Here is a 17,380-nt window from a genome sequence, read left to right on the forward strand (position 1 = left end):
CCATGAGTGTGGAAACTCAAAAGGAAACCCTGGGCTTCCAGACCGAGGTAAAGCAGCTGCTGCACCTCATGATCCATTCGCTGTATTCGAATAAGGAAATTTTCCTTCGCGAATTGATCTCGAACGCCTCTGACGCCGTCGACAAGCTGCGCTTCGAAGCCCTGGCCAAGCCTGAGTTGCTCGAAGGTGGCGCTGAGCTGAAAATCCGTGTGAGCTTCGACAAGGACGCCAAGACCGTCACCCTCGAAGACAACGGTATCGGCATGAACCGTGACGATGTGATCACCCACCTGGGGACCATCGCCAAATCCGGCACCGCCGATTTCATGAAAAACCTGTCCGGCGATCAGAAGAAAGATTCGCACCTGATCGGCCAGTTCGGTGTCGGCTTCTACTCGGCCTTCATCGTTGCTGACAAGGTTGATGTCTACAGCCGTCGCGCCGGCACCGATGCCAGCGAAGGCGTGCACTGGTCGTCGAAAGGCGAGGGCGAGTTCGAAGTCGCCAACATCGACAAGCCAGAGCGCGGCACCCGCATCGTCCTGCATCTCAAATCCGGTGAAGACGAATTCGCTGATGGCTGGCGTCTGCGCAACATCATCAAGAAGTATTCCGACCACATCGCTTTGCCGATCGAACTGCCGAAGGAAGTCACTCCGGCCGAAGGCGAAGAGGCTCCGGCCGTTGAATGGGAAACCGTCAACCGCGCCAGCGCCCTGTGGACCCGTCCGCGCACTGAGGTGAAGGACGAGGAATACCAGGAGTTCTACAAACACATCGCTCACGACTTCGAGAATCCGCTGTCGTGGAGCCACAACAAGGTCGAAGGCAAGCTCGAGTACAGCTCGCTGCTATACGTGCCGGCCCGCGCGCCGTTCGACCTGTACCAGCGTGAAGCGCCGAAGGGCCTGAAGCTGTACGTGCAGCGCGTGTTTGTAATGGATCAGGCCGAGTCGTTCCTGCCGCTGTACCTGCGCTTCATCAAAGGTGTGGTCGATTCCAACGACCTGTCGCTGAACGTGTCGCGTGAGATCCTGCAGAAAGACCCGATCATCGATTCGATGAAAACCGCGCTGACCAAGCGTGTGCTCGACATGCTGGAAAAACTGGCGAAGAACGAGCCGGAGCAATACAAGGGCTTCTGGAAAAACTTCGGTCAGGTCATGAAAGAAGGCCCGGCGGAAGACTTCGCGAACAAAGAGAAAATTGCCGGTCTGCTGCGTTTCGCATCGACCCAGGGCGATGATGGTGAGCAGGTTGTCGGTCTGGCTGACTACCTGGCCCGCGCCAAGGAAGGTCAGGACAAGATCTACTACCTCACCGGCGAAACCTACGCGCAGGTCAAGAACAGTCCGCACCTGGAAGTCTTCCGCAAGAAAGGCATCGAAGTGCTGCTGCTGACCGACCGCATCGACGAGTGGCTGATGAGCTACCTCAGCGAGTTCGACGGCAAGACCTTTGTCGACGTGGCACGTGGTGACCTTGATCTGGGCAACCTGGACTCGGAAGAGGACAAGAAAGCTGCGGAAGAAGTCGCCAAGTCCAAGGAAGGTCTGGTCGAGCGTCTGAAAACCGCACTGGGCGATTCCGTGGCCGAGGTGCGTGTATCCCATCGTCTGACCGATTCGCCAGCCATTCTGGCCATCGGCGAACAGGACCTGGGCCTGCAAATGCGCCAGATCCTCGAAGCCAGCGGGCAGAAAGTCCCGGATTCGAAGCCGATCTTCGAATTCAACCCAAGCCACCCGCTGATCGAGAAACTCGATGGCGAGCAGAGCGAAGAGCGTTTTGGCGATCTGTCGCACATCCTCTTCGATCAGGCTGCCCTGGCCGCGGGCGACAGCTTGAAGGATCCGGCCGCTTACGTGCGCCGTCTGAACAAGCTGCTGGTTGAACTGTCGGTTTGATCACGTTGTAGGAAAAACCCGCTTCGGCGGGTTTTTTCGTTCTGGTGTCTACACAATCAGGAGTCAGAAATGAGCCAAGTCACTGTACGTTCCGTGGTCTATCAGATTGACGGCCAAGCCTATGAAGGTCGCCTGGCGTTCGACGCCGAGCACAAGGCCGCGCGCCCGGGTTTGCTGATGGCGCCGAACTGGATGGGCGTCAGCGCCGGTGCCGAAGACATCGCCAAAGCGGTGGCGGCCAAGGGTTATGTTGTATTGATCGCGGATGTCTACGGCCAGACCGTGCGTCCGCAGAACGCTGATCAGGCGCTGGCAGCGATGATGCCGCTCAAGGACGACCGCGCGCTGCTGCGCAAGCGTCTGCAAGTGGCCTTCGAGCAATTGCAAAGCCAGGGCGAAGCGGCGGTCGATACCTCGAAACTGGCGGTGTTCGGTTTCTGCTTCGGTGGTTGCTGTGCGCTGGACCTGGCCCGCACCGGCGCGCCGGTAAAAGCGGCGGTGTCGTTCCACGGCACGCTGGATTCGCCGAATCCGGCGGATGCACAGAACATCAAGGGCTCGGTGCTGGTGCTGCATGGCGCGTCCGATCCGTTGGTGCCGAAGGAGCAACTGCCAGCGTTCGAAGATGAAATGAACGCGGCTAAGGTCGACTGGCAACTTCTCAGCTATGGCGGTGCGGTGCACTCGTTCACCGATCCGCACGCCAATGTCCCGGGCAAAATGATGTACGACGAAAAGACCGCCAAGCGCGCGTTCAAGTCGATGCATGATTTGCTGGATGAGGTGTTCAACGGCTAAAAGCGAAAAGCCCCTCACCCTAGCCCTCCCCCGGAGGGAGAGGGGACTGATTGGGGGATGCTCGGGAGTGACGTCGACCTGAACGTGAATAGGCGAATCCATAAACGCCGATACTTTTCAGGTCGATGTATAACGCAAGACACCTCGGTCGGCTCCCTCTCCCTCTGGGAGAGGGCTGGGGTGAGGGTAAGCGGCCTAGCGCGGTAGTTCGATTCGCTCGACTTCCCCCGGCACCGTCGGCCAGTCCCCGGCCGCCCACTTGCGCCGCGCTTCATCAATCGCCGCTGGATCGCTGGCGACGAAATTCCAGTTGATCCGCCTCGGCCCGTCCAGCGGCGCGCCGCCGAACACCACCGCGTGCACATCGCTTTCAGCAAACAGACTCATTTCTTCGCCAACCGGCAACACCACCAGCGCATGCGGCTCAACCGCCTCGCCATTCAACTGCGCATCGCCGCTCAATACATACACCGCGCGTTCTTCATGCTCGCTGGGAATCAGCAGGGTGGTCGCTGTCTGCATCTTCACTTCGGCATACAGCGTAGGAGAAAGCACCGGCACCGGCGATTTTAGGCAAAAGCCTGACCCGGCAATCATGCGAATCTGCACACCGAGGTTATCGCTTAGCGGCAACGTCGCTGCCGGGTGATGACTGTAATGCCCCAGGCCCTGTTCGTGCTCCTTGGGCGAGGCCAGCCAGACTTGCAAGCCGTGCAGTGTGAAGGTCTCGGCGAGCAGCGGCGCAGGTGTACGCTCGACGTGGGCGATGGCGCTGCCAGCGGTCATCCAGCTGACGTCGCCGGCACCGACCACCTGATCGGAGCCCAGACTGTCCTTGTGCTGCAGTTGCCCTTCAAACAAATAGGTGAGGGTCGACAGACCGATGTGCGGATGCTGTCGGATGTCCATCCCTTTGCCCGTCGGATAAATCGTCTCGAGCATGTGGTCGAAAAACACGAAAGGTCCGACGTTGCGGCATTTGGCTGACGGCAGCGGGCGCAGGATCGGCTGGCCTTCGACGTCTTCGGCGCGCGGGCGGATGATCAGGAGTGGCGTGTCCATGGTGCATTCCAGGCTGAGCGGGTGATGCCAGAAGCATAACCCGCCGCTGGCATCGGGAGGATTATTGGCTGTCGAAGCCTTGAGGCGCGTGGGTTTCGATGCTGACTTCGCTGGTGGTCATCAGCTTGTGAATCGGGCAACGATCGGCGACACGCAGCAGTTCCTCGCGCTGGGCGTCGGTCAATACGCCTTTGAGCGTCAGGGTGACATGCAGGGCGTATTTGCCTTTCTGCTCTTCACTGTTGTCGCGCTTGACTTCGACACCCACGCCGGTCAGCGGGATGTCTTTTTTCTTCGCGTACATCTTCAGGGTCAGCGCTTTGCAGGCGCCGAGGGCGGCGTCGAAATAGTCGTGCGGCTCTGGCGCGGTGCCCTCACCACCGGCGGTTTTCGGTACATCGGCAAACAATTCGTGGTCGTCGATCTGGACGGTATGACGAAAACCTTCGGCAGAGACGGTATTGACGGTGACAGTCATGGAAACCTCACAGGCGGCAGGAAAAATCGTTCGATCAAAACAGACCTTGCAGTTATAGAGCATTCCCGGCAGTTGGCGTTCCGCTTTTCCGCAGGGATGAACCCTTGTCGTTCGGGCGCGGTCTAGGCTATGCCCATCTGCCGGAGATTACTTGTGTCCTTGTCTCGTCTGAGTCTTGCCTGCCTGCTGCTGTTCGCTGGCAGCGCCGGCGCCCGCGAATACACCTACAGCGATGCGCACCTGCATTACGTGGATTTTTTCCAGGAAAGCGCCGGCATGCAGAAATTGCTTACGGCCATGAAGGAAAACTCCATCGAGCACGTGATGATTTCCGGCATTCCCGTGGCGAAGAAATGGCATGAAGACGAACCCAAGCGGCCGCGTTACTACGCCGGTGATGATGCCGATGCCTATTGGTACAGCGCCACTGACGTGATCATCGCCGACGCGGTGCAGAAACTCGCGCCGGAGCAGCGCCAGTACTTTCATCCGTTCCTGTCCGGCTTCAATCCCAACGACAAGAACTCTGCCGCGCACATCCAGCGCATGCTCGACCTGTATCCGGGGTTGTGGCAGGGCATTGGCGAGGTGTTCACCCGGCACGATGATCTGACCGCGCTGACCTCCGGCGACACGCCCCGGGCCAACAACGAGGCAATGACCAGGATCTATCACCTCGCCGCTGAAAACGATCTGCCGGTAATGCTGCATTCCAACATCACCTCCAAGCGTGAGAAAAATCCGCTGTACCTGAAGGAAGTCGAAGAGCCGCTGCGCAATCATCCGCACACACGCTTCATCTGGGCCCATGCCGGCACTAGCGCGGAAATTCATCGGCATCAAAAGCAATTGCCGTTTCTGTTGCCAACCCTGACGCGCATGCTGGAGGCCTATCCGAATCTGTTCATCGACCTGTCGTGGAGCATGCTCACGCCGTACCTGCTGGACGAGCAGGGCAAGCCGCGTGCGGAATGGCTGGCGCTGGTGGAGAAATATCCCGAACGCTTCATGCTTGGCTCTGACGTTGTAGGAAGGTTCAACAAGCTCGGCCAGGAGATGCACAGCTACAAGCCATTTCTCGATGCCTTGCCGGAAGCGGTCGCGCGCAAAGTAGCGCGGGATAACTTCCTGGCGATATTGCCGCGCGGCACAGGCAAAACCGCGGATCAGCGCTGAAACGTCAAATCTTGGGTTCGAACCAGCCGCTCGTCTGCCTGGCGCCTATTCGTCTTACGCATTTTCAGGGCAATGCCGATACCTTCTAAAGCAACCCGCTGCAGGTGATGCAGCGCTTTTTGGAAGGAGCCAGAGTCATGAATATCCGCAGTCTCAATATTGCCCCGCGCGCCGGTATCGGTTTCGGCCTGCTGGCCTTGATGGTGTTTGCCCTTGGCGCGTTCGCCTTGCTGCAAATGTCGAACATGCGTGCGCAGTCCGATGAAGTCGACAACAACTGGCTGCCAAGCGTGATGGCCGTCGGTGAAATGAGTCAGGACATGCTGCGACTGCGCGCGTTGACCATGCGCCTGCTGCTCAACCGTGACCCCAAGGCCCTGGAACAGAACGTCGCCAAGCTCAACGAACTGCGCAGTGGCTTGAGCGAAGCGCAGCAACGCTATGACGTGTTGATCGCTTTGCCTGAAGAGCGCGCGCTGTTCGAGCGCTTCAAGGTTGCCGAGCACAAATACTTGGAACTGCAGGCGCAAGTCCTGCAGCTGTCAGCGCAGAATCGGGTGGCAGACGCTTCGGCGATTCTCAATGATCAGATGAGCCCATTGGCAGACGAGATCGCCGCCACCCTGCGTCAGCTGGTCGAGTTGAATAAACACAATGCCAACCTGGCCACCGAGGCTGCACGGTTGGTATTCAGCCAGTCGCGGCTGTGGGTCGGGGTGATGATCGCCATGGCTGCGCTGATCACCATCGGCCTGGCATTGCTGCTGACACGCAGCATCGTCGTGCCATTGTCGCAATCGCTCAGCGTGGCTGAAGTGGTGGCTGGCGGGGATTTGACCGGTGACATTCACATCGCTGGCAAAGATGAGCCGGCGCGCCTGCTGCAAGCGCTGAAAAGCATGCAGCACAATCTGCGTGACACGATTCGGCGGATCTCCGAGTCGTCCACGCAGTTGGCCTCGGCGGCGGAAGAGTTGAGCAGTGTCACCGAAGACGCCACTCGCGGCCTGCACCAGCAGAGCCAGGAAATCGAACAGGCCGCGACCGCGGTCAATCAGATGACAGCGGCGGTGGAAGAGGTGGCGAACAACGCTGTCGCCACGTCCGAAGCGTCCCGCGAGTCCGACCGCATTGCCCGGCAAGGGCGCGAGCAGGTGCAGCAGACGGTGACGTCGATCGAGTTTCTCGCCGGCGACGTCACCAATAATGCGGCGCAAGTTGAGGCGCTGGCGCAAAAGGTTCATGGCATCAGCAAGGTGCTGGACGTGATTCGGTCGATCGCCGAACAGACCAATCTGCTCGCGCTCAACGCCGCCATCGAAGCGGCACGCGCCGGCGATGCCGGGCGTGGTTTTGCGGTGGTTGCCGATGAAGTGCGCGCCTTGGCTCATCGCACCCAGCAGTCGACCCAGGAAATCGAGCAAATGATCGGCGGGATTCAGCAGGGCACCGATTCGGCGGTCAGCTCGATGCAGCAAAGCAACGCCCGGGCGCGCTCGACCCTGGAGTTGGCCAAGGGCGCAGGTTCGGCTCTGGAGGAAATCGCCTCGGCGTTTACCTTGATCAACGAGCGCAATCTGGTCATCGCCAGTGCCTCGGAAGAGCAGGCCGCAGTGGCGCGCGAGGTGGATCGCAATCTGATGAACATTCGTGACCTGGCGATGCAGACCTCGGCGGGGGCCAATCAGACCAGTGCGGCGAGTCAGGAGTTGTCGAAGTTGGCGGTGGATCTTAACGGGATGGTGGCGCGGTTTTCGGTCTGACCGAGCAATCGACTGCAATTAAAACCTGTGGGAGCGAGCCTGCTCGCGAAAGCGCAGTGTCAGCCACTGGAAAGGTTGGCTAAGCAGGCGCCTTCGCGAGCAGGCTCGCTCCCACAGGGTTTGGTGTATTTGCGAAATTTGCGGACATAAAAAGCCCCGCATTCGCGGGGCTCTTTGTTGTTGCGGTCGATCAGCTGCCTTTGACAGTCTTGCCGTTGACCGTACCGTCCTGGAGCATGATGTTGTACTCCTTGCCGTCAGTCTCGACCTGTTGCAAGCGCACCAGCAGGTAATCCCAGTCCTTGGCGAACCACAGCACGGTGATGCGTTTGCTTTGTGTCGGGTCGCGCACGCGTTCGACCTTGATCGCGTCGATCTGGCCGGCCTTGGTGTCGACCTTCTCCGAGCCCAACACGCGGAAGTCGTAGGTATCGACTTCGCCATCATCGACGACCTGATAGCTCATGCTCTTCTTGCCGGCGGCGACGTCATGTTGCAGCGCCAGTTGATAGGTCGACTTGTCGACCATGCCGCGATTCAGCGGGATCTTCACTGCGTCGCCACGGTCAGTGCCGGTGACCAGTTTGTTGGCCCAGTCGAAGTCCAGATCAGCCTTTTTCGCTTTGCCCAGACCACCGCGTTCGAAGTGGTAGGACTGCGGCAGGAGGGTGTCCTTGTCCAGCTTCAGCGTGCTTTCTTCGGTCAGGCTGGCGATCATCATCGACGCCTTGAAGCTGAGTTTCCAGACACCGTTGGCTTCCTTGGTCAGGCTGCGTTCGGCGGTGCCGCTCATGGGCAGCTGCTTCCAGTCGGCGGTGTAGCTGGCGGAGAACGGTTGAAGGTCCGCTGCCTGCGCGAAGGGCAGGGCGAGCAGAGCGCAAGCGAAGAGCAGGGCGCGACGCATAATATCTCCTAGTTTCGAATCAAGTGGCCGCTGGCGGCGAGTAGCTGACCGTCGAGTAAAGCACCCTGGTCACCGAGTGTCAGCCTGCCTTCGGCAAACCAGCGTACCGCCATCGGATAGATCAGGTGTTCCTGAACGTGGACTCGTTGCGCCAGACTCTGCGGCGTGTCGTGCAACTCTACCGGTAATACTGCTTGTACGACCAGTGGTCCGCCATCGAGTTCCTCGGTGACGAAGTGCACGGAGCAGCCATGTTCCGTGTCGCCGGCCTCCAGCGCCCGCTGATGAGTGTGTAACCCTTTGTATTTGGGCAGCAGCGACGGGTGGATGTTGAGCAGGCGACCCTGGTAGTGGCGCACGAAGTCAGCGCTGAGAATGCGCATGAAGCCGGCCAGCACCACGAGTTCGGGATTGAATTGGTCAATGAGTTCGATCAGCGCGGCGTCGAAGGCCTCGCGGCCCTCGAATGCCTTGTGATCCAGCGAGCGGGTGGCGATACCCGCGTCGCGGGCGCGTTGCAGGCCGTAGGCGTCGGCGCGGTTGGAAATCACCGCAGCGATGCGGGCCGGGCTGTCGCCGGTCCGCGTGCTGTCGATCAGAGCCTGCAAGTTACTGCCGGTGCCGGACAACAGCACCACGACATCACAGGGCTTTGGCATCAGTGAGCCTTGAGGTTCTTCAGCTCGACCTGCGCAGCGCCTTCGGCGGCCACGGCGATCTGGCCGATGACCCAAGGCTGCTCGCCAGCGTCACGCAGGGTGTTCAGGGCAACTTCGACGTGCTCCTGAGCCACGCAGATGACCATGCCGACGCCGCAGTTCAATACGCGGTGCATCTCGGTTTCGTCAACGTTGCCTTTCTCTTGCAGCCAGTCGAACACGGCCGGGCGAGTCCAGCTGGCCACGTCAACCACGGCCTGAGCGCCTTTTGGCAGTACGCGCGGGATGTTGTCGAGCAGGCCGCCACCGGTGATGTGGGCCATGGCCTTGACCGCGCCGGTGTCCTTGATCAGCTTGAGCAATGGCTTGACGTAGATGCGGGTCGGGGCCATCAGCAGGTCGGTCAGCGGTTTGCCGTCGAGCTGGGTGTTTTCGATGTCGGCACCGGACACTTCGATGATCTTGCGGATCAGCGAGTAGCCGTTGGAGTGCGGGCCGGACGATGGCAGGGCGATCAGCGCGTCACCGGTGGCGACTTTCGAGCCGTCGATGATTTCCGACTTTTCCACGACGCCGACGCAGAAGCCGGCCAGATCGTAGTCTTCGCCTTCGTACATGCCTGGCATTTCAGCGGTTTCGCCGCCGACCAGCGAGCAACCCGACAGTTCGCAGCCAGCGCCGATGCCGGTGACAACCTGGGCAGCGGTGTCGACGTTCAGTTTGCCGGTGGCGTAGTAGTCAAGGAAGAACAGCGGCTCGGCGCCGCACACCACCAGATCGTTAACGCACATGGCGACCAGGTCGATGCCGATGCTGTCGTGCTTGTTCAGGTTCAGCGCCAGACGCAGCTTGGTGCCGACGCCATCGGTGCCGGAGACCAGCACTGGTTGCTTGTAGCCGGCCGGGATTTCGCAGAGGGCGCCGAAACCGCCCAGGCCGCCCATGACTTCCGGGCGCGCAGTGCGCTTGGCGACGCTCTTGATGCGTTCGACCAATGCTTCACCGGCGTCGATGTCTACACCGGCGTCCTTGTAGCTCAGGGAGGGTTGCTTGCTCATGATCCAGGCCTTTAGGGGAGGGGATTCAGGGGGTAACGACCGAGTTCAGCGGGAACATCGAACTCGATGGGCGATCGCCTCACGCGAGTTTCGAGGGGCCCGGCTGTTGCCGGTCTGCGAAGGCGCGCGATTTTATCAGGCTTGAAGGGCAGCGGCCATCCTCGCACCGACGGGCAGGGCCATATCGGCGGAAATTTTTTGCAATCGCTGCGTATGACTGCCTGTATAAGGTGTGGCGATTAACCGTCTATCGTTAGGACTGTGCAAAAACTTACCGCCACCGTGTGAATGTTTTGCGAAATGTGGGGGTCACAGCCTTGCTCAAACGGTTCACGCGGCGTGTTCCAGCCGCTCCTGTCGACGGGAATTTTCCATGCGTTTTTGTAAATTATTGTTAGTAGGCTGCCTGACACTGGTCAGCCTGGCGAGCCATGCCGAAAACCTCAAAGGCCTGTATCAGGTGCGTCAGCCGGTCAGCGGCCAGGCGGCGGAAGAGCGTGATCGTGCTACGCAGGCGGCGCTCGACACTTTGGTGCTGCGCCTGACCGGCGACCCGAAAGCCGCGCAGAACCCGGGGCTGGCGCCGATTCGCAAGGATCCGCAGCAGATCATCAGCCAGTTCGGTTTCGACGCCGGGCCACCGGAAGTACTGAAAGTCGATTTCGATCCGGCCACCACCGAGCAGGCCTTGCGCCGGGCCGGGTTGCCGGTGTGGGGCGCCAGTCGGCCGTCGATCCTCGGCTGGTGGCTGAACGATTCAACCGAAGGTGCGAGTTTGGTCGGTGATGGTCAGGCCGCAGCCTCAACATTGCGCACGGCCGCGCAACATCGCGGTCTGCCGCTGCGTTTGCCGCTGGCCGATCTCAGCGAGCAACTGGTGGCCACCGCGCCGGCGCTGGAAAGCGCTGACCCCGCGCCCCTGCGCAGTGCTTCGGAACGCTACAACGCTGACGCCTTGCTGGCGGTGCACGCCCGCGAAGAAAGCGGGCAGTGGCAGGCGAAATGGCGCTTGTGGCTCGGTGATCAGAAAGAGGCTGGCAGCGTGCAGGGCGCCGATCAGGCTGCGGTTGCCGATGCGGTGATGCTGGCAGTGGCCGAGCGCCTCGCACCGCGATTTGTCGCCAGGCCCGGCGCATCGGGTCAGCAGACCCTGGAAGTGCAGGGCATGAATCTTGAGCATTACGCGGCGCTGCTGCGGTTACTCGAACCGTTTGGCGTGCGTCTGCAAAGCGTGCAGGGCGATCGCATCGTCTATCGGGTCAATGGCAGCGCTGACCAGTTGCGCGCGCAATTGTCGCTGGCAAAGTTGCAGGAGCTGCCCGCTGAAGCGCCGGCCCCGGCGGCGCCTGCCCAGCCAGCAGTCGAGGGTGCGCCTGCGGTTGCAGCGCCAGCACCGGCAGTTGCGGCACCGTCGTTGCGGTTTCGCTGGTAAGTCTTTCCTTATATAGAAGCATCAGGAGTGGTAAATGGCCGATACGCGGCGTTGGTTCTGGCTCGGTGGGGTAGTCCTGCTTTGCGCGTTTATATGGTTGCTGCACCCGATCCTCACGCCGTTTCTGGTCGCGTTGTTGCTGGCATATCTGTTCGATCCGCTGGTGGATCGTCTGGAACGCCTCGGTTTGTCGCGAACCTGGGGCGTGATATCCGTGTTTGCCTTGTTCACCCTGATCGTCACCGCGTTGATGCTGGTGCTGGTACCGATGCTCGCCAAGCAGTTGCTGCGTTTGTACGAACTGGCGCCGCAGATGCTCGACTGGTTGCAGCACACTGCTGTGCCGTGGGCGCAAGCGAAATTGGGTTTGTCGGACGGTTTCTGGAAATTCGACAAGGTCAAAGCCGCGATCAGTGAGCACATGGGCCAGACCACCGACATCGTCGGCGTGGTGCTGAGTCAGGCTACCGCCTCGAGCCTGGCGCTGATCGGCTGGCTGGCGAATCTGGTGCTGATCCCGGTGGTGAGCTTCTATCTGTTGCGCGACTGGGATGTGATGATGGCCAAGATCCGCAGCCTGTTGCCGCGTGATCGCGAAGAGCGCGTGGTTGCGCTGGCGGGTGAGTGCCATGAAGTGCTCGGCGCGTTCGTTCGCGGGCAGTTGCTGGTGATGGTTGCGTTGGGCGTGATTTACGCCGCCGGCCTGATGATCGTCGGCCTCGAGCTAGGGCTGTTGATCGGCCTGATTGCCGGGCTCGCGGCGATCGTGCCGTACATGGGCTTCGTCATCGGCATCGGTGCGGCGTTGATCGCCGGGTTGTTCCAGTTCGGTGGCGATCTGTACCCGATGGTCGGAATTGTCGCGGTGTTCATGGTTGGTCAGGCTCTGGAAGGCATGGTGCTGACGCCGCTGCTGGTCGGGGACCGAATCGGCCTGCACCCGGTGGCGGTGATTTTCGCGATTCTCGCCGGTGGCGAATTGTTCGGTTTTACCGGCGTGCTGCTGGCGTTGCCGGTGGCGGCGGTGATCATGGTGCTGGTACGGCATGTCCATGATCTTTACAAGGATTCCGAGATCTACAGCGGCGTCGACGAACCTGAGCTGTAGTGTCGCGAGCGGCCCGGCGCTTGGCCGGGCTGGCTCGTGTGTACGGGCGAGGGCGCCAGAGAAACTGTCACAAAAGCAGTGCGTCAACGCAAACCTTTGATTTTGCTTGGAGTCTGTCGCATTGTGCGCTCAGCCTCACGGGTATAAACTTCGCCAACTTTACACAGAGGCCACTAACGGTTCCTTTGAGAACTGTTCAGTCAGCATGAAACCGATTCAGCTGCCCCTAGGTGTGCGTCTGCGTGACGACGCCACCTTCATCAACTACTACCCAGGCGCCAATGCCGCTGCACTCGGCTATGTCGAGCGTCTCTGCGAAGCCGACGCCGGGTGGACGGAGAGCCTGATCTACCTGTGGGGCAAGCACGGCGTCGGGCGCACACATCTGTTGCAGGCCGCGTGCCTGCGCTTCGAGCAGATGGGCGAACCGGCAGTGTATCTGCCGCTGGCCGAGTTGATGGACCGCGGCGTGGAAATCCTCGACAACCTTGAGCAGTACGAACTCGTTTGCCTGGATGACTTGCAGGTAATCGCCGGCAAGGCAGACTGGGAAGAGGCGATGTTTCATCTGTTCAATCGTCTGCGGGACAGCGGCCGGCGCCTGCTGATCGCCGCGTCCACTTCGCCGCGCGAATTGCCGGTGAAACTGGCCGACCTGAAATCCCGGCTGACCCTGGCGCTGATCTTCCAGATGCGCCCACTTTCCGATGAAGACAAATTGCGTGCGCTTCAATTGCGCGCCTCGCGTCGTGGTCTGCACCTGACCGATGAGGTCGGGCACTTCATTCTCACTCGCGGCACGCGCAGCATGAGCGCGCTGTTCGACCTGCTCGAGCAGCTCGATCAGGCTTCCTTGCAGGCGCAACGCAAGCTGACCATTCCCTTCCTCAAGGAAACCCTGGGCTGGTGATAGTGGGCTTTTGCCAGCTTTCAGGCGCCAGAAAACCCTGTTCCAAGGGCGCTTCACCGGCCAGGCGGGTTAAGCGCTTAGATGTAAACGCGAAACCGGGAAGTCACATAAAGTTCGATTGAATTTGCAAATGAGGACGATAGGGGGCATAGTCTCGGCTTCTTTACAACTACCAGCCACGGTCGTGCCCATGCTAAAGCGCTTCGCACCCCTCGTGCCTCTCGCACTCGTTACCCTGTTATTCGGTTGTGCTGCTCATTCTCCGGTTCAAGAGCCGCCGCAACAGGTCAAGAATTCTGCTACTGCCCAGTCCTCCGTTATTTACCAGGAAGAGCTGGACACCGAAAAAGAACTCAACCAGTTCAACGGCAGCAAGCCTTATCAGCTGCCTGTGCTGGCTGACAGCATCCTCGAACGCGGCATGTCCCTGATCGGTACCCGTTACCGGTTCGGCGGTACCTCTGAAGCCGGCTTCGATTGCAGCGGTTTCATTGGTTACCTGTTCCGCGAAGAGGCCGGCATGAACCTGCCTCGCTCTACTCGCGAAATGATCAACGTTGACGCGCCGCTGGTGTCGCGCAGCAACCTTGAGCCGGGCGATCTGCTGTTCTTCGCCACCAACGGTCGTCGCGGTCGTGTCAGTCACGCCGGGATCTACCTGGGCGACAACCAGTTCATCCACTCCAGCAGTCGTCGCAGCGGCGGTGTTCGCATCGACAGCCTGGGTGACAGCTACTGGAGCAAGACCTTCATCGAAGCCAAGCGTGCACTCGCCATGGCGCCGACCGTGGTCACCGCGCGCAAGTAACCCCGATGTCGCTGCGTTCGCGGCGACAAAAACGGCACGGCGACGGAGTAGACGTAAACTTTACAAGGTGAAGTTAAAGTCTTACTTGAAGTTTGCCGCGTAGCCGCTAGAATCCTGAATCTATATTGATGGCAAACCGCCTGCGTGATGACGCAGGCGGTTTTGTTTCTGTCCATTCGGCAGAGAAAGCCGCAGCCAGATCAGGATGTTCTGCTTATGACGATGTCGGCCCGCCTCACCTTGATCCTTTGCGCCGCGCTGCTCAGCGCCTGCGCCAGCCGCCCACCGCCGCCAGCCCCCGTGGTTCGCGCGCCGATCGTGTTCGGTCCTTCCCAGGCTTTTTCTCCCGTTGCTGAAGACGTGCTGTTCCGTGCCCTCGGCCTGGTCGGTACGCCGTATCGCTGGGGTGGCAATACGCCGGATTCCGGTTTCGATTGCAGTGGCCTGATCGGATTTGTCTACCGCGACGCGGCAGGTATTTCGCTGCCACGCTCAACCCGCGAAATGATCGGCATGCAGGCGCCGAATGTCGGCAAGGAAGGCTTGCAGACCGGCGACCTGATCTTCTTCGCCACCAATGGCGGCTCGCAGGTCAGTCATGCGGGAATTTACGTAGGTGAGGGGCGCTTCGTGCATGCACCGGCCACGGGCGGCACGGTCAAGCTCGACAGCCTGTCGAAGGCCTATTGGCAGAAAGCCTATCTGAGCGCCAAGCGGGTGTTGCAGCCGGGGCAGTTGGCGCATAACCCCTAGCTCGCACACATAACGAACTGTGGGAGCGAGCCTGCTCGCGAAAGCGGTGTATCAGCCAATTCAATGGAGGCTGACACTAAGCATTCGCGAGCAGGCTCGCTCCCACATTTTTGCGTTGCGCTCAGCTTATTTACTGGCCGAAACGCGCCACACCTTGTTCCCCACATCATCCGCCACCAGCAAACCACCCTGCTGATCGATCACAACGCCCACCGGGCGGCCCAGCGCGTTCTCGTCCTTGTCGAGGAAACCAGTCAGCACATCCACCGGTTGACCGGTCGGTTTGCCGCCAGCGAATGGCACGAAAATCACTTTGTAACCACTGTGCGGTTTGCGGTTCCACGAGCCGTGCTGGCCGATGAACGCGCCTTCCTTGAATTGCCCCGCCAAGCGGTTGCCCTCGGCGAAGGTCAGGCCCAGCGAAGCCGTATGCGGGCCGACGGCGTAATCCGGAGCGATGGCCTTGGCCACCAGCTCAGGATTCTGCGGTTTGACTCGCTCATCAACGTGTTGCCCGTAATAGCTGAACGGCCAGCCGTAGAAACCGCCGTCCTTGACCGAGGTGATGTAGTCCGGGACCAGATCGCTGCCGATTTCGTCACGCTCGTTGACCGCCGTCCACAGCGCGCCGCTGGTGGGCTCCCAGGCGAGGCCGTTGGGGTTGCGGATGCCCGAAGCGAAGATTCGATGATTGCCGGTTGCACGATCAACTTCCCAGATCGCCGCGCGGCCTTCTTCCTGATCCAGACCGTTTTCGCCGACGTTACTGTTCGAGCCGACAGTGACGTAGAGCTTGCTGCCGTCCTTGCTGGCGATAACGTTTTTCGTCCAGTGATGATTGAGCGTGCCACCCGGCAGGTCGACGACCTTGATCGGTTGGGTCTTGATCTCGGTGGCGCCGGGCTCGTAGTTGAAGCGCAGCAGGCGATCGGTGTCGGCGACATACAAATCGTTGCCCACCAGCGTCATGCCAAATGGCGAGTTGAGGTTCTGCAGGAACACCGTGCGGGTTTCCGCGACGCCATCGTGGTCAGCATCACGCAGCAGGGTGATGCGGTTCGGGCTTGGCACGCCAGCGCCGGCCTTGCCCATGACCTTTTTCATCACCCAGCCGCGAATGCCTTTGCTGTCATCGGGCTTGGGCGGGGCGTTGGTTTCCGCCACCAGTACATCACCGTTGGGCAGCACATACAGCCAGCGCGGGTGATCGAGGCCTTCGGCAAACGCCGCGACCTGAGTGCCGGCCACTGCCGTCGGTTTCGCACCCTGCGGCCAGCCCACCGCGGGGGCAATGTTCACCGTCGGGATCAGCGTCTTGTTCGGTTCGGGCAGTTTCGGTGACGGGCCAGTGCCGTCGGAGACTTGCAGGCTGGAGGTTTCACCGCAGGCGGCGAGCCCGCCAGCGACAGCGACGATAAGAGCGAGTTGGGCCTTGCGCATTGCTGATCTTCCCTATGAATGCATTCCTAAACATAGAGGAGAGCGCAGGCCCGATGGTTCAACCGCTCAGCCGCGGGCCTCCTTGAACAGCACGGCGATGCCCGGATGATAGTTGCCCGCCTCGCTGCGTAATTTGCGATAGGCATAGGGAAAATACCAGGCCACCGCGCAGGTGTGTTCCTTTTGCAGGTCATCGACCATGTCCTGCAATTCTTCGGGACTGGCGCTGTGCTGGGCTTTTTGCGGAGCAACGAACAGGCAGCCGAGCTTGAGATCGCTGGCGTAGCTGATGCGCCTGGCGTCAACAGTGATGTCGAGCAGGGCCTGGGTCAGGTTGAGGTTGTTGACCCGTGGCCAGCGTTGCGTGGCCTGGATGAATGCGCGGTCGTCGCTGCCGGCGATCAGCAGATCGGCGCGGGCATTGCGCTCGCCTTCTTCGTTCTGTTTGCGCGTAGTCGTGTCGTTGAGTGTCACAAGTTCGGCCGTCCACGCCGCTGCCGAGAGCAGGCCGAGGTTGGCTTTTTCGTCGTGCCAGTACGGCGTGTCATTGTCCCCGCGCACGCTGTTGTAGCGATCAATACAGTCAAACCAGCGTTCCAGCACCGGGCGCAGAAATTCCAGGCGCGGGTTGCTGATGATCATGCCTTGCATCGTCGTCATCCTTATTGTTGTAGTGGGCTTTTCGGGTAAAATCATGGCTCTTTGATATCACTTGTCACAGTCTGGCACAAGATTGCCGCTGCACAATTGATCAGCGGCAGTTATTCGCGCGCAAAGCTCCTCTTCAATTGACGCTCCACCCCCAACCCTCTAACCTTCGCCGCTTGTTTCAGGTGCTCTGTGACATGCGTCGACAGAGTGAAACAGGGAAGCCGGTGAGGGTGGACTTCATGCGAAGCCACGACGATCCCGGCGCTGCCCCCGCAACGGTAAATGAGTGAAAACTGCGCCATGTGCCACTGCCTCGAAAGAAGCGGGAAGGCGCGCAGTCCGGCGAAACGCCGCTCATGAGCCCGGAGACCGGCCTGATCCATCTCAGCGGCATCACGGTGGGCGATGCCAGGCTTTTTGCCGTCTATTCTTGTGCCTGCCCGCCGTTACCCAGCCTCAACGGAGAGCTCCCC

At 60.4% G+C, this 17,380-nt stretch carries 16 protein-coding genes, 1 pseudogene and 1 riboswitch; of the genes and pseudogenes, 10 read left to right on the plus strand and 7 right to left on the minus strand.

Annotated features, from left to right (window positions below; translation table 11 throughout):
* Positions 1 to 2 precede the first annotated feature (2 nt).
* The gene (gene htpG / locus GXB78_RS26350; RefSeq protein ID WP_329517619.1) at positions 3 to 1,907 is read left to right on the plus strand and encodes a molecular chaperone HtpG; all 1,905 of its coding nucleotides are present in this window, start codon (positions 3 to 5) and stop codon (positions 1,905 to 1,907) included.
* A gap of 69 nt (positions 1,908 to 1,976) precedes the next feature.
* Positions 1,977 to 2,705, plus strand: a complete 729-nt coding sequence (locus GXB78_RS26355) for a dienelactone hydrolase family protein (protein WP_329517620.1) — start codon at positions 1,977 to 1,979, stop codon at positions 2,703 to 2,705.
* 195 nt (positions 2,706 to 2,900) lie between these two features.
* On the opposite strand, the gene GXB78_RS26360 is transcribed toward GXB78_RS26355, so the two are convergent.
* Positions 2,901 to 3,767 (minus strand): pirin family protein, encoded by an 867-nt coding sequence (locus GXB78_RS26360; RefSeq protein ID WP_329517621.1) that lies wholly within the window; start codon positions 3,765 to 3,767, stop codon positions 2,901 to 2,903.
* Positions 3,768 to 3,828: 61 nt separating this feature from the next.
* Positions 3,829 to 4,245, minus strand: coding sequence for an OsmC family protein (locus GXB78_RS26365; RefSeq protein WP_042607595.1), 417 nt, complete (start codon positions 4,243 to 4,245; stop codon positions 3,829 to 3,831).
* Positions 4,246 to 4,374: 129 nt separating this feature from the next.
* Between GXB78_RS26365 and GXB78_RS26370 the strand changes: the two genes are divergently transcribed.
* The 3 genes and pseudogenes from GXB78_RS26370 (at position 4,375) to GXB78_RS28245 (ending at position 7,184) form a co-directional block, all read left to right on the plus strand.
* The gene (locus tag GXB78_RS26370; protein WP_329517622.1) at positions 4,375 to 5,421 is read left to right on the plus strand and encodes an amidohydrolase family protein; all 1,047 of its coding nucleotides are present in this window, start codon (positions 4,375 to 4,377) and stop codon (positions 5,419 to 5,421) included.
* 137 nt (positions 5,422 to 5,558) lie between these two features.
* Positions 5,559 to 6,329 (plus strand): annotated as a pseudogene (locus tag GXB78_RS28240) (MCP four helix bundle domain-containing protein); the annotation flags it as partial.
* Complete coding sequence (locus tag GXB78_RS28245; protein ID WP_408005160.1) at positions 6,321 to 7,184, plus strand: methyl-accepting chemotaxis protein; 864 nt, start codon at positions 6,321 to 6,323, stop codon at positions 7,182 to 7,184. The pseudogene GXB78_RS28240 and the gene GXB78_RS28245, both read left to right, overlap by 9 nt.
* A gap of 190 nt (positions 7,185 to 7,374) precedes the next feature.
* Here the strand turns inward: GXB78_RS28245 and GXB78_RS26380 are convergent, their stop codons facing one another.
* Genes GXB78_RS26380 through purM form a run of 3 tightly spaced genes read right to left on the minus strand, consistent with a single transcriptional unit; the run spans position 7,375 to position 9,805 of the window.
* Positions 7,375 to 8,088, minus strand: a complete 714-nt coding sequence (locus GXB78_RS26380) for a DUF3108 domain-containing protein (RefSeq protein ID WP_016773693.1) — start codon at positions 8,086 to 8,088, stop codon at positions 7,375 to 7,377.
* A gap of 8 nt (positions 8,089 to 8,096) precedes the next feature.
* Positions 8,097 to 8,747, minus strand: coding sequence for a phosphoribosylglycinamide formyltransferase (purN, locus tag GXB78_RS26385; RefSeq protein ID WP_329517624.1), 651 nt, complete (start codon positions 8,745 to 8,747; stop codon positions 8,097 to 8,099).
* Positions 8,747 to 9,805, minus strand: a complete 1,059-nt coding sequence (gene purM / locus GXB78_RS26390) for a phosphoribosylformylglycinamidine cyclo-ligase (RefSeq protein ID WP_039763675.1) — start codon at positions 9,803 to 9,805, stop codon at positions 8,747 to 8,749. Before purM ends, purN begins: the two co-directional genes overlap by 1 nt.
* Positions 9,806 to 10,178: 373 nt before the next feature.
* Between purM and GXB78_RS26395 the strand changes: the two genes are divergently transcribed.
* From GXB78_RS26395 to GXB78_RS26415, 5 genes are all read left to right on the plus strand, one after another.
* Complete coding sequence (locus tag GXB78_RS26395) at positions 10,179 to 11,237, plus strand: DUF2066 domain-containing protein (protein WP_329517625.1); 1,059 nt, start codon at positions 10,179 to 10,181, stop codon at positions 11,235 to 11,237.
* Positions 11,238 to 11,271: 34 nt separating this feature from the next.
* On the plus strand, positions 11,272 to 12,345 hold the full coding sequence (locus tag GXB78_RS26400) for an AI-2E family transporter (RefSeq protein ID WP_329517626.1): 1,074 nt from the start codon (positions 11,272 to 11,274) through the stop codon (positions 12,343 to 12,345).
* A gap of 205 nt (positions 12,346 to 12,550) precedes the next feature.
* The gene (gene hda, locus GXB78_RS26405) at positions 12,551 to 13,255 is read left to right on the plus strand and encodes a DnaA regulatory inactivator Hda (protein WP_007919828.1); all 705 of its coding nucleotides are present in this window, start codon (positions 12,551 to 12,553) and stop codon (positions 13,253 to 13,255) included.
* 190 nt (positions 13,256 to 13,445) lie between these two features.
* The gene (locus GXB78_RS26410; RefSeq protein ID WP_016773699.1) at positions 13,446 to 14,063 is read left to right on the plus strand and encodes a C40 family peptidase; all 618 of its coding nucleotides are present in this window, start codon (positions 13,446 to 13,448) and stop codon (positions 14,061 to 14,063) included.
* 216 nt (positions 14,064 to 14,279) lie between these two features.
* On the plus strand, positions 14,280 to 14,816 hold the full coding sequence (locus tag GXB78_RS26415) for a C40 family peptidase (RefSeq protein ID WP_329517627.1): 537 nt from the start codon (positions 14,280 to 14,282) through the stop codon (positions 14,814 to 14,816).
* 126 nt (positions 14,817 to 14,942) lie between these two features.
* Here GXB78_RS26415 and GXB78_RS26420 read toward each other — a convergent pair whose 3' ends face one another.
* Positions 14,943 to 16,256 (minus strand): PQQ-dependent sugar dehydrogenase, encoded by a 1,314-nt coding sequence (locus GXB78_RS26420; protein WP_329517628.1) that lies wholly within the window; start codon positions 16,254 to 16,256, stop codon positions 14,943 to 14,945.
* A 66-nt stretch (positions 16,257 to 16,322) separates the two neighbouring features.
* The gene (locus GXB78_RS26425; RefSeq protein WP_329517629.1) at positions 16,323 to 16,907 is read right to left on the minus strand and encodes a hypothetical protein; all 585 of its coding nucleotides are present in this window, start codon (positions 16,905 to 16,907) and stop codon (positions 16,323 to 16,325) included.
* Between the two features lie 163 nt (positions 16,908 to 17,070).
* A riboswitch (cobalamin riboswitch) is annotated at positions 17,071 to 17,299 on the plus strand.
* The last annotated feature ends 81 nt before the right edge of the window (positions 17,300 to 17,380 follow it).

It is taken from the genome of Pseudomonas moraviensis subsp. stanleyae (assembly GCF_036283065.1).
In the GTDB taxonomy this organism is placed as follows: Bacteria; Pseudomonadota; Gammaproteobacteria; order Pseudomonadales; family Pseudomonadaceae; genus Aquipseudomonas; species Aquipseudomonas stanleyae.